Source organism: Paracoccus aerius (assembly GCF_014656455.1).
GTDB classification, from domain to species: domain Bacteria; phylum Pseudomonadota; class Alphaproteobacteria; order Rhodobacterales; family Rhodobacteraceae; genus Paracoccus; species Paracoccus aerius.
On record NZ_BNCL01000006.1, the window covers coordinates 29,983 to 51,125 of the forward strand.

Here is a 21,143-nt window from a genome sequence, read left to right on the forward strand (position 1 = left end):
CTCCACCGTGGACGCTAACATGGCTGCATACGGATGCAAGAAATAGTTTGTTTATTCTTTCTGGGCAGTCATTTTTGCGCCTGGTCAATCTGGAACAGGTTCGTCCTCAGGTGTCGGGCCGCGATACGGGAACCGTCCAGGACAAGGTATTCCTCGCTGATGAAATAATGCTTGCCCCCCCGTTCGAAGACCCGGGTTGCCATGGCAGAGGTGCTGACACTGTCGCCGGGCCGCACCGCGCAGAAGTGCCGCGTTTCGACCTCGGTGAAGATCGGCGGCATGGGCAGGGCGAAGCTGCGCAAGACATCGTCCATCGTCAGCCGCACAAGGCAGCCGGGATGGGCGACGTCGTTGTGCAGGAAGACAGGATGGGTCTCACACATGGCCGTGCGCGAGGCTGCGATATCCGCCGCGGTCAGGACCCTCTCTGTCGTGTTGAAGCGTTGGCCGGGCTGCATCCGGTCAGCGTCCATCGGCTCTCGCGGGTCCTGGTGGGGATGGAAGGACAGGTCCACCGTCGGCACTTCCCGCAGCGGCGCGTCCAGGCTGCCCGTCATGACCTGTTCGCCCAGTTGGTTGGTGACGCTCAGGGGGCAGCGGCCGCTGGCATCTTCGGCATCTGCAGTGATCGTCAGGAGGTCGCCATCGAAGACGGGACGGCGAAAGCGTGCCGCCATCCCGCCGGCCTCGACCCAATCCATGCCCCAGGCGGAAACGGCAAGACGCGCGGCATAGGTATAGACGAAAGCGCCCGGCAACAGTGCGGCGCGATAGCCCATGCGCTGCGCAACCGTGTCGTCATGCACGCTGCCCCGATATCGCGGATTGTCGTCAAGGCGGGCCACGACCTCAAGCGTGGCTGGAGATGTCGTCATCGGATCAAGCCTCGGGATCGGGGCTGTCGGCGATCACCCGGGCCGCTTCTAGCCGGCCGATCTCGGCGGCCTCCATGCCCAGCACCTGCCCCAGAAGATGGGCGTTATCGGCGCCAAAGCAGGGGGCAGGGCGGTCGGCAGGCGCAGGCCCGATATGGAAGGGCAGTCCCGGATGGGGGTGCGTGCCGGCCAATGGATGGGCAACTATGGAAAAGAAGCCACGGGCCGCCAGATAAGGCGAGGCGGCAAGATCGCGCGGCGTACAGACCGGCGCGGCCGGTATTTCCTGTGCCTGCAGGCGTTCGGCCAAGTCGTGCTTGTCCTGCCCTCGCGTCCATTCCGCGATGGCGGCGTCAATGCGATCCGCCGCCGCCAGCCGTCCTTCAAGTTGATTCAGGCTGCTGTCGCGGGCAAGATCGTCCCGCTGCATCTGCTGCACAAGCCTTTGCCATTGTGCGTCTGTTTCGACCGCAATCGCAATCCATTCGTCCTCGCCCGCGGCGGGATAGCAGTCGTGGGGACAGGCATAGGGTATACGGTTGCCATTGGGCGCGGGCTCGCCGCCTTGTTCGGCGGCGGCAAGCAGTTCAGGCCCGATCAGTTGCATCGCAGCCTCGACCTGCGGCACCTCGACATGCTGGCCAAGGCCAGTCGCCTGCCGGCTTGCAAGGGCAGTCAGCACCGCCGCAGCAGCATTAAAGCCCCCGATCGGATCCATATAAGATGGCCCAGTCACCGTCGGTTTTCCCCCGGCATAGGCAATCATCGCGGACATGCCTGCCGCCATTTCCATCGTCGGGCCAAGCGCGGCATAGCCGGAATGTGGTCCCGCCAGCCCATAGGCGGGCATCTCGACCACGATCAGGCGGGGGTTCTCGCGGCTGATCGTGTCGTAATCCAGCCCGAGGCGCTTCAGCATCCCGCCGCGGAAATTGCACAGCAACACGTCGCTGGCGCAGATCAACCTGCGCATGGCCGCCAGTCCCTCGGCCGTCTTCAGGTCGACGACAAGCGAGCGTTTGTTGAGGTTCTGCGAGTTGAACAGGAAGGTGCGGTCGTATTTCCGCGCGCCTGGATCAAGGTCAGGATAGTTGACCGGGCTTGGCACACCCTTGTTCTGGCGCCAGGAGTTGGTACGCGTGGGCGATTCGACATGCGTGACATCGGCGCCAAGCCAGGCAAGGATGCGGCCCGCCATCGGACCAGCCCAGGCCGTCGTCAACTCGATTACCCTAAGACCTTCAAGCGGCTGGCTCATCCCGCAACCTTCCGTTCCGGCATCGGCTCTGCGGCGGCGAACCGGCGCGGGGTCGCCGACATGCGGAACGGCGGGCCCAGGACCTGTATCTCGTCCCCCTCCATCTGCGTGATCTCCCAGAAGCCGCGGGCATCCAGATGGGGGTTGCGCGCCAGTTCCGAAGGTCGGTAGGCGCATGCAGCGATCACCTGCGCCTCTTGCAGCTGTCGCACCACCTCTTCGGCATCGCGGTCCGCCAAGGCCTTCTGGATGATGTCGAAAAGCGCGGTCCAGTTCCGCGTCCGGTCGGCATCTTCAGCAAAGCGGGGATCGCCGACAAGATGCGCCAGCCCAAGGGTGCGGCACATCGCGGCGAACCGGAACGGGTAAACCCAGATGCAGACCCATGTCCCGCGGCACAGAACCTGGCCTGCCGGGATTTCCTGATCTCCGCGGCGGCGGTCGGTGCCGTTATAGGCGTATTGCAGGACATAGGGAAAGCTCATCGCTGCCGCGGTTTCGGCAACATCGACCGAAGCGCGTCGACCGTCGTTGCCCCTGTCCCGCGCCAGAAGCAGCGCCAGGCCCGAGATATAGGTCGCCAGCCCGGCCGCATAGGCGGCGCGGTTGCCCGTGCCGAACAGGGGCGGCCGTCCTGCCTCGCCGTTGTTGTTCATCATGCCGGAAAGCGCCTGCACGATCATCTCGCCGCCCTGCCAGTTCCGATAGGGGCCCTCCGCGCCAAAGGTGGACACGTCAAGAACGATGCAGTCGGGGTTGGCATTGCGCAGCGCGGCGGCATCGAACCCGACGGGCACGACGGCAAGATCCGCATCGGCCGCAAGCGCACCGATCTGCGGGACGGCTGGTCCGGGCCGAAGCCGGCGGATCGCCTTGCCGTGGTTCAGGTGGCGAAAGGTCAACGAGGTGCCGTTCCGGCTGAAGGGCGGCTTGCGGCGCAGGATCGAACCTTCGGGCGGTTCGACCAGCAGGACTGTGGCGCCATAGTCTGCCATCAGGCGGCAGCAATACTGGCCCGCGATGGATTCCGACAGGTCAAGGACCCTGAACCGCTGCAATGCACTTGTCATTGATCTCCTCCTCCTGACAGGCTAGTGGCCGTTGCATACGGATGCAAACATTATCTTCCGGTTGGAAGCCGATAGCGACAAAGGCGGTGAAACCTGTGCCGAAAGCAGCTAAACAAAAGATGGAAAGGCGGAGGGGCATGAATGACGACTGGTGATGATGCAGGACCAATCATTCAGTTGGGGGCTTCGGAACGCCTGGGCGCGCGCCCGGCATTGACGGCGCGCGAGTTGGCGGACCTGATCGGGGTCAGCCAGTCCACGGTATCGCGCGCCTTCTCGAAAGGGACCAGCGTGTCGCCCAAGACCCGAGCCTTCGTCCTGGAGCAGGCCGAGAAGCTGGGCTACCGCCCGAACGTCATCGCCAGCTTCCTGTCGCGCCGGGCCAGCAGCATCGTCGGCGTCGTCACGGCGGATTTCACCAGTCCCGTCTATATTGACATGCTCGACCGGCTGTCGGTGCGGATGCAGGAACTCGACATCCACCCGCTTCTGTTCAACCTGCAGGCCGGGGCCGAAGCGGGAGACCAGCTTGCCGTGCTGCGCCAATACAACATCGAGACGGTGATCGTCATTTCTGGGCGCATATCCCATATGTCGGTGGCAAGGTGGGCGGCCGATGGGCGCAAGGTCATCCTGATGAACCGCGACATACCCGACGCGGCCATCGGCAGCGTCCGTTGCGACAACTCGGCCTCTTCGCTGGTCGCGGACCACCTGTGGGAGATCGGGCTGCGCCGGGTCGCCTTCGTGGGCGGCCCCGAAAGTTCGGCCGTCAGCGCCGAGCGCGAGCAGGCCTTTGTACGCCGCGTGGCTGAACTTGGCATGATCCTGTGCGGCCGGGAAGGTGGGCGCGAATATTCGCACCAGTCCGGCTTCGATGGCACGAGGGCAGTCATGGCATCGCGCCCCGAGGCAATTCTTTATGCCACTGACCGCTTGGCCATCGGGGGGCTTGACGCCTTGTCCTGGAGCGGAGGGCTCAGCGTCCCGGGCGATGTTTCGATCGTCGGCTTCGACAATATCGACATGGCTTGCTGGCCGGGCATCCAGTTGACGACGGTTCACCATGATGTGCCGCGCATCGTGGACGGCGCCATCGAACTGCTTCAGCAGATCCAGAACGGCCGCGAGGGCCCGCGCAAGCATCTTGTCAAGGGCGGCCTGGTGGTTCGTGCCACCACCGGCCCTGCCAAGGCTTAGTAACCGGCCTCGCGCGACACCAGCCCGTGCATCGTTTCGGGCCTGCCGCCAAGAAAGGCCTTCAGGTTCGAGATCAGGATCTCTTGCCCGCGCCGGCGTGTCATTGGCCCGGAATGCGACAGGTGGCCTGTCAGGCGAACGCGGGGATGATGGTAAAGCCAGTGGCCATCTGGCGGCGGTTCGGGCGTTGCGACATCAAGGCTGGCCATCCCGATCCGGCCGCCATCCAGGGCGGTGCGAAGCGCGTCCTGATCGATGATGGACCCGCGCGCGACGTTGATGACATGCACGCCCGGACGCATCCGGTCCATTGCCCGTGCATCGATCATTCCGCGCGTTTCGGTGGTCAAGGGCGCACAGATGACCAGATGATCGCTGGCCGCAAGAAGGTCATCGAAACTTACGGCTTCCACCTGTGCCATTCCGGTCGCGGTGCCACCGCGGCGATGCGCGATCAGGCGCACGCCGAAGGGCGCCATTCTTGCGGCTACCGCACGGCCGATCTCGCCAAAGCCCAGAAGGCCGATTGTCCGCCCGGTCAGCCCGCCAAGCGGCGGCTGGTCCCAGTCTTCAGGCTTGCGGGCCAGGATCTGCGGCAGGCGCTTTTCATGTGTCAGCGCCATTAGAACGACATACTCGGCAATTGCTTCGGCCTGCGCCCCGCGCGAGACGGTGACCAGTTCAGGTTCAAGCAGCCATCCAGGCATCCGGTCGATACCCGTCTGGCCGAAGTGGACCCAGCGAAGCCGTCCCGGCCAGTCTGGCGGACGCGGGGTCGTCGGCCCGACCTGGCGCATCGCGGCCGGGTGGGTCAGCAGGACATCCGCCTGCGCGATCTCGAACGGCGCGCCTTCGCGAACGGCACGAAGCTGCGCACGCCCGGCGATCGCCTCCTCAAGCGCCGCAACATTTTCCGGCGGGTGCTGATGCAGGATCAGCAGGCGGGCGCCACGCCCGCCGGTCACGCGGCCTCGCCCAGAAGCGGCACGATCAGGCGACCGCGCACCTGGCCCGCCATCATCCGGGCGGCGGTCGGGATGACCTCGTCCAGGGTGATCTCGGTAGACAGGGTTTCCAGCAGCGAGGGATCGAGATCGCGCGCCAGTCGTTTCCACGCCTCCAGCCGCCGCGGCCGCGGGCACATGACGCTGTCCACGCCGGCCAATGTGACGCCGCGCAGGATGAAGGGCGCGACCGAGGCCGGCAGCGACATGCTGGCCGCCAGTCCGCAGGCCGCCACCGTGCCCCCATAGCGCATGGAGGCGCAGACATTGGCCAGGACATGGCCGCCCGCGACATCCACCGCGCCGGCCCAACGCTCGCGGCCCAGCGGCTTCCCGGCCTCGGCATATTCCGCGCGATCGACGATCTCGGCGGCGCCAAGGGCGATCAGGAAATCCCGCTCCTCGGGGCGGCCGGTCATGGCCGCGACGCGATAACCAAGCCGGGACAACAGCGCCACCGCCACGCTGCCGACCCCGCCTGCCGCCCCCGTCACAAGAACCTCGCCTTGGTCCGGCGCGACCCCGCCGCGCTCGAGCGCCATCACGCACAACATGGCAGTATAGCCGGCCGTGCCGATGGCGGCCGCCTGCCGCAGGGTGAATGACGGCTCCAGCGGCACCAGCCAGTCGCCGTTCAGCCGGGCACGCTCCGCAAGCCCGCCCCAGTGTTTTTCGCCCACGCCCCATCCGTTCAGGACGACCTTGTCCCCGGGGACATAGGCGGGATTGTCCGACGCCTCGACCACACCTGCAAGATCAATGCCCGGAACCATCGGAAAGCTGCGCACGACCGGGCCATTGCCCGTGATCGCCAGCGCATCCTTGTAGTTCAGCGTCGAGTAGGCGATGCGGATCGTCACATCGCCCTGCGGCAGCTGCGCGTTTTCCAGATCTGCCAGCCGCGCCTCGGTCTGCTCGCCCGGCTTCTCGATCAGGATTCCCTTGAACATGCCTCATTCTCCTCTTGTCGATGATGGGGTGACCGCCGTGACGAAATGCCGCGCGAAGCTGTCCAGCGATGCGGTGCCCCGATCCAGCCTTGCGCGCAGGACAGCGCCTTCCCAGCCGATCCAGAACACCCGTGCCAGTTCGGCGGGGTCCGCGTCCGGGGCCAATTGGCCAGCCTGCTGCGCATCCCGCAGGCAGGCGGCGACGCGATCTTCCCAACCCAAAAGCACCGCGCGCAGGGCATCGCGGAAGCTGGATGGAAGAGACTGGATATCTTGGCCCAGATTGCCAACCAAGCAGCCGCGCCGAAATCCGTGGCGCGTCATGCCCTCCTTCGCGTCGTCCACGAAGGCAAGAAGCCGCGACAGGGGCGGACCGCATTCGGCCTGCAGGTGGCGATCCAGCTTGCGGTCGAAGTAGCTGCCATAGGCGGCCAGCACGGCCAGCCCGAACGATTCCTTGCTGGGGAACAGGCTGTAGAATGAACCCTTGGGAATGCCCGCCTGTTTCAGAAGCTCGTCCAGACCTGCGGCGACATAGCCACGTTCGGACAGGATCTCGACCCCGGTCCGGATCAGCCGCTTGCGCAAAGCATCGACCTCATTCTCGGAACGGCCCGGGCGCCCGCGTCGATTGTTTCTTTGCTGAACAGCGGGTATTTCCTGAAGCATAGCTATTTATAGACCGTTCGTCTTTAAAATGCCAAGCCGTCAGATCTGGAATGCTCTTGTGCAGGTCGGGACACCCAATGCTGCAAACATCCGGGGGCCAGTCCGCTCATGACCTGAATGAATACATAATGCATGGATGCATATTAGGTTTAGCTAAGGAGAACTGACGTGTGGCAACGTCACTGACCTGCGAGCCTGGACTTTGGTCTTGGTTGAGCGGCAGGCGGGAGCGCATGATGAAGATCTCGTTCAGACGTGCCTACTTTCGCCTGGAACGTTGTTCTGCCCGGGTCTTCTTCTACTTACGCAGTAGGGCGTCCTACCGGGCTTCCGAAAGATGATTGTTGAGACAGGCATAAGGATCATTGAGGGCGGGACTAGTTGTGAATCCCGGGTTGCGGTCATCAATTGCAGGCCTGCTCCGTAACACCCGTCGCGATCCGAAGCGGCATTCGGAAGATTGGCAAAGACTGGTTCAGGAGAGTGCAGATGGATGGTGACAATGATGCAGGCGAGACACACCGCATGACAGGCTATGCCCGCCGCCATGCAGAATTCTTCGAAGAGGCTAAAGGGAGTGTCCTGAACCTTGTATCTGGCCGGGCCTGCGCGGTTTCAGATACCCAAGCATCGAAACGCTTGCCGAATATCCTGGCGAACAAATTGCGAGCCGCAAGCCATTCCCGAACGTTTCTGCCGTCTCTCTCGAAGTTGCGGATTGCCAGGTAGATCAGCTTGTTGCCGGCTCGTCTGTTGGAGATGACCCTCGGGTCTTGATCGACTTGCGGATCACCCGGTTCAGGCTCTCAAGGGTATTGGTCGTGCAGATGATCTTCAGATCGCCGGATCGAAGCCAAGGAACGGGATCACCTCGGCCCTTGCCTCGCGCCAAACCTGGGCGATGAACCTATATTTTCCCTGCCGATTTTTCCTCAAAGGCATCGGGATAAGCCGCGACCCTGTCGGGGGCGGGGCGCTGTAAATCCTGCGCAGATCGGCGGCCACAGCCTTGCAGTCCTTCCAACGGCGGAAGTTCAGGCTATGGCGCACCAGATGCCTCTAGCCATGGGAATGCCACTGGTTCAAGTGAACATGGCGAGAGCTGGTTCCAACCATGGCGTCCGGAAAGGCGGCGGTGATCGCCTCAGGAAAGCCCTTCAGCCCGTCCACGAGGGCGATCAGGATGTCCTGCAGCCCCGGGTTCTTCAACTCGTTCATCACCGACAGCCAGAACCCCGCGCCCGTTGTCAGGCAAAACAGTCTACTGGACTGTCTTGTGACCCCTCCAACTCTCGGCAATCCACAGGCCGCGGGTTCGCGCAGGCCGTCGCGGGTCACGCCAAGGGCGATGCAAACGGCCTTGTCCTTGACCATGCGGCCGCCGGCATTCTGGATCATCACCCGCAGCGTATCAAAATCCTGACCGGATGCATCCGGTCCAGTGCCCGGCCTTGCCATTCCCGGACCTCGTCCAGAACCGCATCCGTGACGCGGCTGATCAGGTCGGGGGAGACCTTCAGGCCGTAGAGATCGAGCGGATGCGCCTCGATGTCGCGCACCGTCAGCCCGGCGGCATAGAGCCCGATGATCCCGTTCGTCGGGAAACAGTCCACCGGACTGCTTTCTGATCCTCCTCACTCCATGCCATCGATGCGGGTCTGGCCCTTCTTCACCAGCTCCGGCTTGAAGCTGCTGTCGCGGTCGCGGGGCACGGCCACCGGCAGTTCGTGGTGATGGCCCTTCAGAACCTCGGTCGACGAGCCGTCGCGCCGTTGTCGCGAGTGCCGGATGGCTGGGGACATTTCGGGGCTCCCATGCCGAAAGCCTTTACGTTCGCTTTACGCCTTCAGGCGTTTTTCATATCGCCCCTTTACGCCGGCCGTTCCTAGCTTTGCCGCATCTCAAGAATGGAGCATGTGGTGGTGTCCGACATTTTTTTCATCCTGGGCGGCTTGGCAGGTTTCCTGCTGGCCATCCTGGCCCTGCGTGGCGCCGAGCGGTTGTGAGGGCGTCATGAGCATCGAACTGTATCTCGGCGGGGGCCTTGCTGGTGTCCTGCTGGTCTACTTCCTGATAGCGCTTCTGGCGCCGGAGCGGTTCTAAGATGGCCGCCGATCTGACCTTCTATGCAGCCTTTCTGGCAGGGCTCACTCTCATGGGGGCAGTCCTTGGGTCCTGGATGGCCTGGGTGTTCACCGGACGGGCCAGCCTTCTTGCACCGGTCGAGCGTGCATTTTACCGCGCGGCAGGGATATCGCCTGCCGGGCAGCGGTGGACGGCCTACGCGACTGCCGTGCTGGTGTTCAACGCCGCGGGCTTCGTGGTCCTGTACCTTGTTCTACGCCTGCAGGGCGTCTTGCCGATCAACCCTCAGGACTTTGGCGGGGTGGAGGCAGGACAGGCGTTCAACACCGCCATCAGCTTCGTGACCAACACCAACTGGCAAGGCTATGGCGGAGAAACCACCCTCAGCCATTTCAGCCAGATGGCCGGCCTGACGGTGCAGAACTTCCTTTCAGCAGGGACAGGAATGGCTGTCGCCGTCGCAGTCGTACGCGGGCTTGCCGCGCGTTCAGCCGCGGACATCGGCAATTTCTGGGTCGATCTGACTCGGACCATCCTCTACCTTCTGCTACCCGGATCGATCTTCATCTCGTTGCTGATGGTCTGGCAGGGCGTCCCGCAGACACTGGCCGCCGGGGTGACCGCGACGACGATCGAAGGCGGTCAGCAGTTCATCGCCCAGGGTCCGGTGGCGTCCCAGGTTGCGATCAAGATGCTGGGCACCAACGGCGGGGGCTTCTTCAACGTCAATGCAGCCCACCCCTACGAGAACCCGACGGCCTTGGCGAACCTGATCCAGGTCTATGCAATCCTGGTGATCCCGGTGGCCTTCCCCTTTTTCTTCGGGCGCATGGTCGGCGACCGCCGTCAAGGCTGGGCGATCTTCGCGGCGATGAGCGCGCTGTTCGTGGCGGTGTTGCTCTGGGCTTATGTCGCCGAGGCGGCGGGCAACCCGCTGCACGCGGGGCTGGTCGAACCCGGCGTCAGCATGGAGGGCAAGGAAACCCGCTTTGGTTTGGCCCAGACGGTGCTGTTTGCCGTGGCCACCACCGTTGCGTCCTGTGGGGCAGTGAATGCCATGCACGACAGCCTGATGGCGCTTGGCGGCATGATCCCGCTGTTCAACATGCTGCTGGGCGAGATCATCTATGGCGGCGTGGGTGCCGGCTTTTACGGCATGGTGCTGTATGTCGTGCTGACAGTCTTCATCGCCGGTCTGATGGTGGGGCGGTCCCCCGAATGGCTGGGCAAGAAGATCGAGGCCCGAGAGATGAAGCTGGCCGCGCTGACGCTGCTGGTCATGCCGCTGGGTGTGCTGGTCCTGGCTTCGGCCTCGATCCTGACAGGCAACGCGACCGGGTCTGTCCAGGACCCTGGGCCGCACGGATTGACCGAACTGGTCTATGCTTACACCTCGGGTACTGCCAACAACGGCTCGGCCTTCGCGGGCTTCGGCGCCAACACGACTTGGCACAACACCATGATCGGCGTCGCAATGATGCTGGGCCGCTGGGGATATATCATCCCGGTCCTGGCCATTGCCGGCGGGCTGGCAGCCAAGACCCGCGCGCCTGAGACCGCAGGAACCTTTCCGACGCATGGCGCAGCCTTCACTGTGCTTCTGGTGGTGACGATCCTGATCGTCGGCGCCCTGACCTTCCTTCCCGTCCTGGCCCTGGGACCGATTGCCGAGCATGTCTCGGTCGCGGTTGGCAGGACCTTCTGAGGATCATCATGTCGAAACACCAACGATCCGAAATCGGTCTGCTGGCACCCGAGATCGTCCGTCCGGCCGCCCGCGCGGCAGTTGCCAAGCTTGATCCGCGCAGCCTCGCCCGTAACCCGGTGATCTTCGCCACGGCCCTCGTGGCGGCGGTAACCTCTGTGCTGGTCCTTGTTCGATGGGGCACGCCGGGCAGCAGCCTGGCGCTGCAGATCGCACTTTGGCTTTGGGCAACAGTGCTGTTTGCGAACTTCGCCGAGGCGATGGCCGAGGGCAGAGGAAAGGCCAGGGCCGATGCCTTCCGCGCCAGCAAGACCGAAGCCAGGGCAAAGGCGCTGCTGGATCCGGCGCGTCGCGATCTGTTTGAAATGCAGGATGTTGACCTGCTTGAGGTGGGCGATCTGATCCTGGTCGAGGCGGGCGACATCGTCCCCACCGACGGCGAGGTGATCGAGGGCGTGGCGTCCGTCGATGAAAGCGCCATCACGGGAGAATCCGCCGCGGTGATCCGAGAATCAGGCGGCGACAGGTCATCTTTGACGGGCGGCACAAGATTGGTCAGCGACTGGCTGGTCGTGCGGGTCACGACCAAGCCGGGCGAGACCTTCCTCGACAAGATGATCGCCTTGGTCGAAGGGGCCAAGCGGGCCAAGACCCCGAACGAGATCGCGCTCAATATCCTGCTGGCCGGGCTGTCTCTGGTCTTCCTGCTTGTCGTGGCGACTCTGCCGGTATTCGCCGGATGGTCGGGCACGGAAATCCCGATGGTTTATCTCGCGGCGCTTTTCGTGACGCTGATCCCGACCACCATCGGCGGGCTTCTGTCGGCCATCGGGATCGCGGGCATGGACCGGCTGGTCAAGGCCAACGTGATTGCCAAATCCGGCCGCGCGGTGGAAGCGGCGGGCGATATCGACGTTCTCTTGCTGGACAAGACGGGCACGATCACCTTCGGCAATCGCATGGCCGACGAATTCGTGCCGGTGGCAGGGGTGACTGAACGCGAAGTGGCTGAAGCCGCCTGGCTGGCCTCGCTGGCCGACGACACGCCCGAGGGCAAGTCAACCGTCGCCCTGGCGGTGCAGCAGCACGGTTTCGTTGAGTCCGGTCAAAGGCAAGGCGCGGACTTCATGGCATTCACAGCTCAGACGCGGATGTCGGGCGTCGATCTTGACGATGGACGCTCGATCCGCAAGGGCGCGGCGGACGCGATGGCCCGCGCCTTTCCCCAGGGTGGCGCCGCCGCGGCCGAGCCTGTCGTCCGCCGCATCGCCATGGGCGGCGGCACGCCCCTGCTGGTGTCGCGAGACGGCCAGGTGTTAGGGGCCATCCACCTCAAGGATATCGTCAAGCCCGGGATCCGCGAACGTTTTGCCGAACTGCGGCGCATGGGCATCCGCACGGTGATGATCACCGGCGACAATCCCCTGACCGCAGCCGCCATCGCGGCCGAAGCCGGCGTCGACGACTTCCTGGCCGAAGCCACGCCCGAGCGGAAGCTGGAATACATCCGTGCGGAGCAGGCCCAGGGCCGCCTGGTCGCCATGTGCGGCGACGGCTCGAACGACGCGCCCGCACTTGCCCAGGCTGATGTGGGCGTGGCGATGAACTCGGGCACCCCCGCCGCCAAGGAGGCCGGGAACCTCGTCGACCTGGACAGCGACCCGACCAAGCTGATCGAGATCGTGATGGTCGGCAAGCAGATGCTGATCAGCCGCGGCGCGCTGACGACCTTCAGCATCGCCAATGACGTGGCAAAGTACTTCGCGATCCTGCCAGCCCTGTTTGTTGCGGCCTATCCCCAGCTTGGCGTGCTGGACGTCATGGGACTGGGCACGCCACAATCAGCGATTTTGTCGGCCATCATCTTCAACGCCCTTGTGATCGTCGCGCTGATCCCGCTGGCGCTGAAGGGCGTGCGCTATCGTCCAGCATCGGCGGGCGAGCTTTTGTCGCGCAATCTTCTGGTCTACGGAGTGGGCGGTCTGGTCGCCCCGTTCGTCGGCATAAAGGCCATCGACATCCTCGTCGATCTGGCCCGTCTAGCATGAGGTGACATCATGATTTCCCAACTCCGTCCCGCCCTAGCGATGCTTGGTGCCTTCACCCTTGTGCTGGGGATTGCCTATCCCCTGGCCATCACCGGCATCGCACAGGTCGCGATGCCCTGGCAGGCCAACGGTTCGCTGGTCGAACGGAATGGCGCGGTGGTCGGCTCCAGCCTGATCGGACAATCGTTCCAGCGGCCCGAATACCTTCATCCCCGCCCCTCGGCCACGGACCCGGCCTATGACGCAGGCGCCTCGGCCGGATCAAACCTCGGACCTTCCTCGGCTGTGCTGTTGGAACAGGTGCGGGGTCGTGCCCGTGCCTTGGGACCCGAGGCCGTGCCGTCCGGGATGGTGACCAGTTCGGCCTCGGGGCTGGACCCGCATGTGACGCTGGACGCGGCGCTGCGCCAGGCCGACCGGATAGCAGCCGCGCGGGGCATTCCGGTCAGCGACGTCCACGCGGCGATCGCCGGGGCGACGAGCAGGCCGGCGATCGGGATCCCGGGTGCGCCGCTGGTCAACGTCCTTGCGGCAAATCTCGCGCTTGATGCCGCGAGGCGATAGAAGGCAGTGATGAGCGACGATCCGCGCCCGCACCCCGAGCAGTTCCTGGCCGAGGCCAATGCCGAAGCCGGCGGGGCTGGCGTTCCGCGCGGCAGACTTAAGCTTTTCCTGGGCGCTTCCCCTGGTGTCGGTAAGACATATGCCATGCTGGAGGAGGCGCTTGGCCGTGACCGAGCCGGCACGGACGTGGCCGTAGCCTTGGCCGAAACACATGGCCGCAAGGAAACGGCAGCGTTGCTGGCCCAGTTGGACCAGCTTCCGCGGCGTGTCATCACCTATCGCGACCGTCAGATGTCCGAGATGGACCTTGACGCGCTGCTGGCCCGCCGGCCACAGCTGGCCCTGATCGACGAGCTGGCGCATACCAACGTGCCAGGGTCCCGCCACCCCAAACGCTGGCAGGATGTCGAAGAGGTTCTGGCCGAAGGGATCGACGTCTATTCGACCCTGAACATCCAGCATATCGAAAGCCTCAATGATCTTGTGGCTAGGATCACCGGCATCCGCGTGCAGGAAACCGTCCCCGACACGGTTCTGCAGATGGCCGACGAGATCAAGCTGATCGACCTTCCGCCCGAGGATCTGATCCAGCGGATGCGCGAGGGCAAGGTCTACATGCCGGCCGAGGCGGGCAGGGCCCTTAGCAATTTCTTTTCCAAGCCCAACCTGACCGCCTTGCGCGAACTAGCGTTGCGCACCGCCGCAAGCCGGGTCGATGCCGACATGGCGACGCTGCGCCGCGGATTGGGCACGGGTCCTTCGCAGGACCGGCTGATGGTCTGCCTCGATGACCCTGCGACTGCCAAGGGCCTTGTCCGCGCAGGCCGCCGCATGACCGACCGGGCGCGTATCCCATGGGTTGTGGCTACCGTGGTTACCCCTGCCATCGAGGGGCGCGGGCCCGCGGCCACGGGGGCCATGTCCGACGCGCTACAACTGGCTGAACGCTTAGGTGCCGAGACCAGGATGCTGCGGGCCGAAGGCGATGTGGCCCAGGCATTCGTGGAGGCGGCACGGCAATTGAACGTCACACGGCTGATCCTTGGGCGAAGCGCGCGAGCGGGGTGGGTTGCCCGCCTTTCGACCCTGATCCGCCCGACATTGACCCAACGGCTGGTGGCCCAGGCCGAGGGGTTCGAGGTCACCCTTCTTGACCCGGCCCCCGACCGCACGACCCCCGCCGCCATTCCCTCGGTCCGGCGGCGCTCGGTTGCCTTTCGGCCCGCGCTCGGCCTTCTGCTGCATTCGGTTATGGCCACGACGGCTGCCACCTTGATCGCCTGGCCGTTCTGGCACATCCTTCCCGTTGCCTCGCTGGCCGTCATCTATTTGGTGGCCGTGCTGGCCGTCGCCATGCGACAGGGAACAGCAGGGGCGATCGCGACCAGCGTATGTTGCTTTCTTGCCTATAACTTCTTCTTCACGGGCCCCTATTTTTCGTTCCGGGTGGCGGCCGAGGAATCCTTCGTTGCCCTGATGGTCTTCACCATCTCGGCGCTGTTCACGGGCCGTCTGGCGGGGCGACTGAAGAAGCAGATCGAATTCATGCGCGCAGACCAGACGCGTACCGAAACGCTCTATGATTTCGCCCGCAAGATCGCTTCGGCCACGACGACGGACGATGTACTCTGGGCGGCGGCAGCCCATATCGCGCATACCCTGCAATGCCATTCGCTGATCCTGATGCCGCGCGGCGGCGGCATTCTGGAACAGGTCCAGGGCTTCCCGTCAATCGAGGAGGAATTGGATCCGCATTCCCAGGCGGCCGCGCTATGGGCCTTCCAGAAGAATGTCCCTGCAGGGCGCGACACGGACACATTGCCCACCGCGGGGTGGATGTTCCTGCCTTTGGCCACGCAGGGCGCCCCCATCGGTGCGGTGGGTTTGCGGTTCATTGATCCTGATCGGCGACTGGATCCGAACACGCGGCGTCTTCTTGCTGCGGTCGAGGACCAGATCGCGGTCGCGGTCGAACGCATCTCGGTCGAAGGCGATTTGGAGCAAGCGCGGCTGATCTCGGAAACCGAAAAGCTGCGCGCGGCCCTGTTGAATAGCGTCAGCCATGATCTGCGCACGCCCCTGGTGACGGTGATCGGTGCGTTGTCGGCCGTGGCGGATGGCGGTCTGCCCCTTGAGCAGAACCAGAAACTGGTGGTCGAGGCTTTGGACGAGGCGCGAAGGCTGGATCGCTTTGTCGGCAACCTGCTGGTCATGACCCGTCTTGGCCACGGCGCGTTGCGGCCGCGGCGGGAGATTGTCCCGGTCGACGAACTGATCGGCCGGGCGCGCAGCGACCTGGCCCGCGTCCTGGCCCCGTTCCATGTCGAAACGGAAACCGCGCCGGGAACGCCCCCGCTCTCTGTTGACCCGGTGCTGATAGGGCAGGCCATCACAAACCTTCTGGAAAACGCCACGAAATATGCCCCCGAAGGAAGCACAATCAGGATAGCCGCTGAACAGGCGCCCAGCGGCGTGGCATTGACCGTGATGGACGAGGGGCCCGGGATTCCTGCTTCCGAACGCGACAGGGTCTTCGACATCTTTCACCGGGCGGTGCAAGGCGACGGGCATCCGGCGGGCACAGGCCTGGGCCTTGCCATCGTCAAGGGCATGGTCGAGGCTCATGATGGCAGTATCGAAGTGATCGATCCGCCTGGATCTTGCGGCGCGGCCATCCGCATGATCCTGCCCGCCGCCGTGCCTGGGGATGCCGATGCCTGACCCTTCTTCGTCCCTGCGCGTCCTTGTGATCGAGGATGAGGCGCCGATCCGTCGCTTCCTGCGCATTGTCATGGAAGGCGCAGGCCATGCCATGGACGAAGCGGCCCGCGGGCGCGAAGGGATAGAACGCGCCGCGACGGGTGCGCCTTCGGCGGTCGTCCTGGATCTTGGTCTGCCCGATATGGACGGCAAGGCCGTGATCGCGGCAATTCGCGAATGGTCCGACGTGCCGATCGTCGTTGTCTCGGTCCGTTCGGCAGAAGCGGACATTGTCGCCGCGCTTGACGCTGGCGCCGACGACTATGTCACCAAGCCCTTTGCCCCTGCAGAACTGTTGGCCCGGCTGAGGGCCTTGGTGCGCCGCCACGGCAGCAGCGCGGCAGCCGCGCCTGTGCTGACACATGGCACCTTATCGATCGACTTTGCCGCACGCACCGTGACCCTGGCTGACATGCCCTTGCGCCTGACACGAAAGGAATTCGACGTGCTGGCGCTTCTGGCGCGTAATGCCGGCCGATTGCTGACGCATCGCGAACTGCTGGACACGGTTTGGGGTCCCGCTCACCAGAGCGACAACCATTACCTTCGCATAGCCGTGGGGCATTTGCGCGAAAAGTTGGGCGATGATGCAGCTGCACCACGACTGATCTTCACGGAACCCGGTATCGGCTACCGATTTGCCGCAGCAGGATGAGCTTCCAGTTCATCAAGGAGGTGATTGCCCGGCAATTCGCGCAGGAAGGTCAAATGCTGTGGTCCGATAGACAGTTCGCCTCTGACCGGGCTCGATCTCCTCTATCGTCGGCGTTCAAACCTACACCTGCTCCATGACGCTCCATGCTTTCCCCCTGCGGCTTTTGCGGCCCGAACATAGGCATAGCGCGTCGGCTTGAAGCTGCCCAGCATCGTGCAGACCCCGCAAGGTCATGCTTTTCTCCTGATGAAGCCGGACCGTCAGGAGATATCTGCCGCTCCATATCTGGCGCCGCAGTGAAGCTTTCTCGGGCGAGCCACTCAACCATGCCGCACCGAAATTCTCCACTGACCCCAGGTATGAATGGGCGCTCCGGTCCGCGAGGTTTATCAAGCACGCGTGGAACGTCCGTCCATCAGAGGCTATGGCGCGTGTTCCGCCAGAAGTCCCTCGGCCAGCATCCGGAACGCCTCCTGCGCCTTGGGAAGCGTCGCTGATGGGTCCTCGCATGCCGCCACCCAAAACGCCGCGTTGAGGGCCGCGCCGTTCAGGAGGCGCGAGGCCGCCTCAACGTCCACCGTCCGCAGCACGCCTTGGGCCAGCAGTGCGGCGACCGCCGCGCGCGTGGCGTCCAGGCAGCGGTTCTGGCTCGGCCAATGGGCCGGATCGCCCAGCACCGCCGGCCCGTCGCGCAGGACGATGCGCTGCACCTCGGGGTCTAGCGCCATTTCGATATAGGCGCTGCCCTCGGCCAGAAGTGCATCCCAGATGGTCGCTTCTGCCTCGGCGAGGGCGCGCGCCCGGGCCGCCATCTCTGCGTCGATCTGGTCCACGACCGCCGCGAAGAGACCCTTCTTGTCGCCGAAGTTGTGATAGAGCGCACCGCGCGTCAGCCCGGCAGCTGCCGTCAGATCGTCCATCGAGGTGTTTGCGAAGCCCTTTTCGGCAAAGGCCGCGCGGGCCGAGGCGACCAGCTTGCGCCGTGTCTCCTCCATCATCTCGGCGCGTGTTCTCCGGGTCATCTTGTATCCTCGCCCACAACCGTTGACATACGGATCGTATGTGAATAGAACTTAGATACGCAGCGTATCTGAATCGACGCCCCGAGGGAAGCGCTTCCCCAGGCTCGACACATCATTCGATAGCAGGAGAAAGACCCATGCCACCACGCGACGCGATCTACCCCGCAAACTCTGCCCGCCACGCCCTTTATGACAAGCACGGCTATTCCCCTGCCGTCCGCGCGGGCGAACTGCTGTTCGTGTCAGGTCAGGTGGGCAGCTGCGAGGACGGCTTGCCCGAGGACAGCTATCTCGGCCAGGTCGAGCGCGCCTTCGCCAATCTCGGGGCAGTGCTTGAGGCCGCGGGCTGCGGCTTCGACGACATCATCGACGTGACCACCTTCCACACCGACCCCGAGGCGCAGCTTCCCATCTTCATGCCGGTAAAGGACCGCTTCTTTGCGGGCAGGCCGTTTCCGACCTGGACCGCCGTCGGGGTGACCTGGCTTGCCGGCTTCGACCTCGAGATCAAGGTCATCGCCCGCGTCCCGAAAGCATGATCAGCAGCCGCAGCGGGACTCTGGTGCCCGCTGCGGCCGTCAGGCTCCACGAGAAGGCCGCCCCCCTCGCAAGATGGGGTCATGGACCGGTATCCTCGTGTCCCATTTGGCCGGCGGATATGCGACCCGGTTGGGGCCGGTGCTGCGGGTCCGCTATACCAGGCACCGCTGGACCAGCACGAGATTGTCCTCCAGCATCGCCTCGGTGCCATTCGGGCCGCGCCCGGGACGCGTGACGATCTCGGCTGCAATTACCTTCAGGCCAGGCGCGGGAACGCCGACCGCGGCCAGTTCCCCGGCCATGGTAGGGAAGATGGTCGAAGGCGTTGCCTCCAGGCTCCAGGGGGGCGGGGCGGCGTGCGAAAGGACCAGAAGATGACCGCCCGGCCGCAGCCGTCCGGCAGCCTGACGGATGATCGCGGCGCGCGCCAAGGCAACGGGCGACTGCAGGTAAAGTGCGGTGATCAGGTCGAACTCGCCCTGCGGAAAGGCGACAGACAGATCGCACCTCTCGAATTTTGCATGATGCTCCAAGCCGTGATCGGCAGCGCGGGCACGGGCGCGGGCGACAGCGGTTTCAGAGATGTCGCAGCCGTACGCCTGCCAGCCCTGCTGTGCCAGCCAGATCACGTCGTCGCCATGGGAGGCGCCGAGGTCCAAGGCCCGGCCCGGCGTCAGCCCGGCCGCGATCCGCATGAGGGCCGCCGTGGCGCGGCCACTCGATGTGGTGCGCTTGGTCAGATAGAACTCTTCCCAAAAGGCTGTCGGGTCTTGGTGCGGATCGGCGATCATGCTTCTGTCCTTTGTTGATGGAAACTGCTTACTCGCAGCATGACCAGTGCCAGCAGTGCCGCCGCTCCGGTCGTGCTGATCTGCAGCCACATCATCGTGGCTGCCGCCTCGAGCCCCGTTTGCGTCTCGAGCGCTTGCCCATAGACGGCAAGGCTCAATGCGATCGAGGCGGCCATGCTGACCTGCTGCATGGTTTGGATCGCACCGGCCCCCGCCCCGGCCAGCAACTTCGGCAAGCCCCACATGCCCAACTGCATGACCGACGTTACCGTAAGCCCCATCGCCGCCCCTGCCGCCAGCATCCCCGCCCGCAACGGCCAGAGGTGGGTCGGCGTCAGCCCCGGCAGGATCGCGTGGATCAGCAGGAAGCTGCCGCAAAGCAGCAGGGTCCCAAGCGCCACCCGCGCCAGCGGCTGCAGCGCAAGGCGCCCGGATGTCCACGACCCTGCCACCACGCCGGCGGGAAAGCCCGCCGTCACCAGCCCCGCTTGCAGCGGGCTGAGGCCCAATTCACTCTGCAGGGCCAGTGACAGGACAACGAAGAAGCCAGGCGGCGCGGAGACGGCCAGCAGAAGGAAGACGAGGCTCCAGCAGAAGCTCGGCTTGCGCAGGAGGGTGGGTGGGATCAGCGCCGCAGAGCCTGCCTGCGCCGTCATCCGCGCGAAGACGGCGGCGCAGGGCAAGGCCGCGGCGAGCAAGAGGAAGACGGGTGCCGGCCAGCTGAACACGGGACCAAGGGACAGCGGCGCCACAAGGCAGAGGATGGCTGCGGCGAAGCTGGCGATTTCGGCCGGTCGGCTGCCACCGGCGGTGCCGCCGTCGTGCGGGGCCAGCCGCCATGAGGCCAGCAGCATCACGGCGAGCGCGAGCATCGCCTCGGCCAGGAAGATCGCGCGCCAGCCGAGCCAAACCGGCGCGGCCACCATCAGCGCGCCCGCCACCAGCGGCCCGCAGACCGAAGCGAAGGAACCCGTCATCGCCAGACGCGCGAATGCGCCGGACTGGGCAACAGGCGCGAAGAGCCGCGGGATCATCGCCAGCGCCTGCGGCGCCAGCGCAGCGGCTCCAACCCCCTGCAGCATCCGCGCGCCCGCCAGAAGCAGTGGCCCTGGCGCGAGAGCGGATAGAAGCGCCCCCATCAGGAACAGCGTGCCTCCCACAAGAAAGACGCGCCGCCGCCCGAAGCGGTCGCCGGCCTGTCCTGCCGGCAGCAGCAGCATTGCCACGACCAGGGGATAGGCCCCCATGATCAGCGCCAGTGGCCCGGTACCGAGACCAAGATCGGCGCCGATCCCCGGCATGGCGATCGCCATCATCGGCACGTCGGCAATGGTCATAGCCATGCCGATGAGCAGCGAAACGAAGCCGCGCGCTGCGCCGGGGGTGGGGTAGACATTCATGTTCGGCGGATCATGTAACTTCATAAGTATCTTGATAGCACAAATTTCTCTCGTCATGTAATACCTAAAGTTACAAGGTCGGAGGAACCGGATGAACCAAGACACTCGCCTTTCCCGCCTGCTGCATGTGCTGCTGCACATGGCGCAGACCGATGCGCCGATGACCTCGCAGCAGATTGCGGAGATGCTCGGCTCGAATGCGGTGGTGGTGCGGCGGATCATGGCCGGGCTGCGCGACGGCGGCTATGTCGAGGCCGGACGCGGCCATGGCGGCGGCTGGCGGATCATTCGGCGCACGGACGAGATCACGGTTCTGGACGTCTACCGCTCGCTCGGTTCGCCTGACCTCTTCGCCTTCGGCTTCTCGAATCCCAGCCCCTCTTGCCTGGTCGAGCAGTCGGTGAATGCCATGATCGCGGACCGCATCGAGGCGGCTACTGCAGCCATCCTGGAGGAGTTCGGTGCCTTGCACCTGTCGCAGATCGAGACGGAGGTGCGGGAGAGGGTGACGAAAACGTAGCACCGTACGCAGACGTCATGCGGATGT

At 64.7% G+C, this 21,143-nt stretch carries 17 protein-coding genes and 2 pseudogenes; 8 read left to right on the plus strand and 11 right to left on the minus strand.

The window, feature by feature from the left end; all coding sequences use genetic code 11:
• Window positions 1-68 precede the first annotated feature (68 nt).
• Genes IE224_RS08960 through IE224_RS08970 form a run of 3 tightly spaced genes read right to left on the minus strand, consistent with a single transcriptional unit; the run spans window position 69 to window position 3,203 of the window.
• The gene (locus tag IE224_RS08960; protein ID WP_191309571.1) at window positions 69-875 is read right to left on the minus strand and encodes a MaoC family dehydratase; all 807 of its coding nucleotides are present in this window, start codon (window positions 873-875) and stop codon (window positions 69-71) included.
• Window positions 876-879: 4 nt separating this feature from the next.
• Window positions 880-2,133, minus strand: a complete 1,254-nt coding sequence (locus tag IE224_RS08965) for a CaiB/BaiF CoA transferase family protein (protein WP_191309573.1) — start codon at window positions 2,131-2,133, stop codon at window positions 880-882.
• Window positions 2,130-3,203: a CoA transferase gene (locus tag IE224_RS08970; protein ID WP_191309575.1), complete on the minus strand. Its 1,074-nt coding sequence runs from the start codon at window positions 3,201-3,203 to the stop codon at window positions 2,130-2,132. Before IE224_RS08970 ends, IE224_RS08965 begins: the two co-directional genes overlap by 4 nt.
• A 141-nt stretch (window positions 3,204-3,344) precedes the next feature.
• On the opposite strand from IE224_RS08970, the gene IE224_RS08975 reads away from it, so the two are divergent.
• Window positions 3,345-4,403 (plus strand): LacI family DNA-binding transcriptional regulator, encoded by a 1,059-nt coding sequence (locus IE224_RS08975; RefSeq protein ID WP_191309577.1) that lies wholly within the window; start codon window positions 3,345-3,347, stop codon window positions 4,401-4,403.
• On the opposite strand, the gene IE224_RS08980 is transcribed toward IE224_RS08975, so the two are convergent.
• The 5 genes and pseudogenes from IE224_RS08980 to IE224_RS21380 form a co-directional block, all read right to left on the minus strand.
• Window positions 4,400-5,368 carry an NAD(P)-dependent oxidoreductase gene (locus tag IE224_RS08980; RefSeq protein ID WP_191309579.1) on the minus strand — a complete coding sequence of 323 codons (969 nt, stop codon included), beginning with the start codon at window positions 5,366-5,368 and terminating at the stop codon, window positions 4,400-4,402. The genes IE224_RS08975 and IE224_RS08980 overlap by 4 nt on opposite strands.
• Window positions 5,365-6,357: an acrylyl-CoA reductase (NADPH) gene (acuI, locus tag IE224_RS08985; protein WP_191309581.1), complete on the minus strand. Its 993-nt coding sequence runs from the start codon at window positions 6,355-6,357 to the stop codon at window positions 5,365-5,367. The genes IE224_RS08980 and acuI overlap by 4 nt, the downstream gene beginning before the upstream one ends.
• Window positions 6,358-6,360: 3 nt before the next feature.
• Window positions 6,361-7,026, minus strand: a complete 666-nt coding sequence (gene acuR / locus IE224_RS08990; RefSeq protein WP_191309582.1) for an acrylate utilization transcriptional regulator AcuR — start codon at window positions 7,024-7,026, stop codon at window positions 6,361-6,363.
• 834 nt (window positions 7,027-7,860) lie between these two features.
• A pseudogene (locus tag IE224_RS21375) lies at window positions 7,861-8,484 on the minus strand (transposase).
• Window positions 8,424-8,828 (minus strand): annotated as a pseudogene (locus IE224_RS21380) (transposase). Before IE224_RS21380 ends, IE224_RS21375 begins: the two co-directional pseudogenes overlap by 61 nt.
• A gap of 302 nt (window positions 8,829-9,130) precedes the next feature.
• On the opposite strand from IE224_RS21380, the gene kdpA reads away from it, so the two are divergent.
• Genes kdpA through IE224_RS09025 form a run of 5 tightly spaced genes read left to right on the plus strand, consistent with a single transcriptional unit; the run spans window position 9,131 to window position 16,843 of the window.
• Window positions 9,131-10,816, plus strand: a complete 1,686-nt coding sequence (gene kdpA / locus IE224_RS09005) for a potassium-transporting ATPase subunit KdpA (RefSeq protein ID WP_191309586.1) — start codon at window positions 9,131-9,133, stop codon at window positions 10,814-10,816.
• An 8-nt stretch (window positions 10,817-10,824) separates the two neighbouring features.
• Window positions 10,825-12,864, plus strand: a complete 2,040-nt coding sequence (kdpB, locus tag IE224_RS09010; RefSeq protein WP_191309588.1) for a potassium-transporting ATPase subunit KdpB — start codon at window positions 10,825-10,827, stop codon at window positions 12,862-12,864.
• Window positions 12,865-12,873: 9 nt separating this feature from the next.
• The gene (gene kdpC / locus IE224_RS09015) at window positions 12,874-13,428 is read left to right on the plus strand and encodes a potassium-transporting ATPase subunit KdpC (protein WP_191309590.1); all 555 of its coding nucleotides are present in this window, start codon (window positions 12,874-12,876) and stop codon (window positions 13,426-13,428) included.
• Between the two features lie 9 nt (window positions 13,429-13,437).
• Complete coding sequence (locus IE224_RS09020) at window positions 13,438-16,149, plus strand: DUF4118 domain-containing protein (RefSeq protein ID WP_191309592.1); 2,712 nt, start codon at window positions 13,438-13,440, stop codon at window positions 16,147-16,149.
• On the plus strand, window positions 16,142-16,843 hold the full coding sequence (locus tag IE224_RS09025; RefSeq protein WP_191309594.1) for a response regulator: 702 nt from the start codon (window positions 16,142-16,144) through the stop codon (window positions 16,841-16,843). The genes IE224_RS09020 and IE224_RS09025 overlap by 8 nt, the downstream gene beginning before the upstream one ends.
• A 422-nt stretch (window positions 16,844-17,265) precedes the next feature.
• Here the strand turns inward: IE224_RS09025 and IE224_RS09030 are convergent, their stop codons facing one another.
• Complete coding sequence (locus IE224_RS09030; RefSeq protein ID WP_191309596.1) at window positions 17,266-17,865, minus strand: TetR/AcrR family transcriptional regulator; 600 nt, start codon at window positions 17,863-17,865, stop codon at window positions 17,266-17,268.
• A gap of 137 nt (window positions 17,866-18,002) precedes the next feature.
• Here IE224_RS09030 and IE224_RS09035 point away from each other — a divergent pair, with 137 nt between their 5' ends.
• Window positions 18,003-18,404, plus strand: coding sequence for a RidA family protein (locus tag IE224_RS09035; protein ID WP_191309598.1), 402 nt, complete (start codon window positions 18,003-18,005; stop codon window positions 18,402-18,404).
• A 153-nt stretch (window positions 18,405-18,557) separates the two neighbouring features.
• Here the strand turns inward: IE224_RS09035 and IE224_RS09040 are convergent, their stop codons facing one another.
• Both IE224_RS09040 and IE224_RS09045 read right to left on the minus strand, forming a co-directional pair.
• Window positions 18,558-19,196 (minus strand): class I SAM-dependent methyltransferase, encoded by a 639-nt coding sequence (locus IE224_RS09040; RefSeq protein WP_191309601.1) that lies wholly within the window; start codon window positions 19,194-19,196, stop codon window positions 18,558-18,560.
• Window positions 19,193-20,596 (minus strand): MFS transporter, encoded by a 1,404-nt coding sequence (locus IE224_RS09045; RefSeq protein ID WP_191309617.1) that lies wholly within the window; start codon window positions 20,594-20,596, stop codon window positions 19,193-19,195. Before IE224_RS09045 ends, IE224_RS09040 begins: the two co-directional genes overlap by 4 nt.
• Before the next feature lie 91 nt (window positions 20,597-20,687).
• Between IE224_RS09045 and IE224_RS09050 the strand changes: the two genes are divergently transcribed.
• The gene (locus IE224_RS09050; RefSeq protein ID WP_191309619.1) at window positions 20,688-21,116 is read left to right on the plus strand and encodes an RrF2 family transcriptional regulator; all 429 of its coding nucleotides are present in this window, start codon (window positions 20,688-20,690) and stop codon (window positions 21,114-21,116) included.
• Window positions 21,117-21,143: the final 27 nt, after the last annotated feature.

Bases quoted from the DNA above. Each gene is read 5' to 3' on its own strand.
- acuI (WP_191309581.1), bottom strand. From the start codon at position 6,357: ATGTTCAAGGGAATCCTGATCGAGAAGCCGGGCGAGCAGACCGAGGCG.
- IE224_RS08965 (WP_191309573.1), bottom strand. From the start codon at position 2,133: ATGAGCCAGCCGCTTGAAGGTCTTAGGGTAATCGAGTTGACGACGGCC.
- IE224_RS09030 (WP_191309596.1), bottom strand. From the start codon at position 17,865: ATGACCCGGAGAACACGCGCCGAGATGATGGAGGAGACACGGCGCAAG.
- IE224_RS09025 (WP_191309594.1), top strand. From the start codon at position 16,142: ATGCCTGACCCTTCTTCGTCCCTGCGCGTCCTTGTGATCGAGGATGAG.
- IE224_RS09020 (WP_191309592.1), top strand. From the start codon at position 13,438: ATGAGCGACGATCCGCGCCCGCACCCCGAGCAGTTCCTGGCCGAGGCC.
- kdpC (WP_191309590.1), top strand. From the start codon at position 12,874: ATGATTTCCCAACTCCGTCCCGCCCTAGCGATGCTTGGTGCCTTCACC.
- IE224_RS09050 (WP_191309619.1), top strand. From the start codon at position 20,688: ATGAACCAAGACACTCGCCTTTCCCGCCTGCTGCATGTGCTGCTGCAC.
- IE224_RS08970 (WP_191309575.1), bottom strand. From the start codon at position 3,203: ATGACAAGTGCATTGCAGCGGTTCAGGGTCCTTGACCTGTCGGAATCC.
- IE224_RS09035 (WP_191309598.1), top strand. From the start codon at position 18,003: ATGCCACCACGCGACGCGATCTACCCCGCAAACTCTGCCCGCCACGCC.
- acuR (WP_191309582.1), bottom strand. From the start codon at position 7,026: ATGCTTCAGGAAATACCCGCTGTTCAGCAAAGAAACAATCGACGCGGG.
- kdpA (WP_191309586.1), top strand. From the start codon at position 9,131: ATGGCCGCCGATCTGACCTTCTATGCAGCCTTTCTGGCAGGGCTCACT.
- kdpB (WP_191309588.1), top strand. From the start codon at position 10,825: ATGTCGAAACACCAACGATCCGAAATCGGTCTGCTGGCACCCGAGATC.
- IE224_RS08960 (WP_191309571.1), bottom strand. From the start codon at position 875: ATGACGACATCTCCAGCCACGCTTGAGGTCGTGGCCCGCCTTGACGAC.
- IE224_RS09045 (WP_191309617.1), bottom strand. From the start codon at position 20,596: ATGAATGTCTACCCCACCCCCGGCGCAGCGCGCGGCTTCGTTTCGCTG.
- IE224_RS09040 (WP_191309601.1), bottom strand. From the start codon at position 19,196: ATGATCGCCGATCCGCACCAAGACCCGACAGCCTTTTGGGAAGAGTTC.
- IE224_RS08975 (WP_191309577.1), top strand. From the start codon at position 3,345: ATGACGACTGGTGATGATGCAGGACCAATCATTCAGTTGGGGGCTTCG.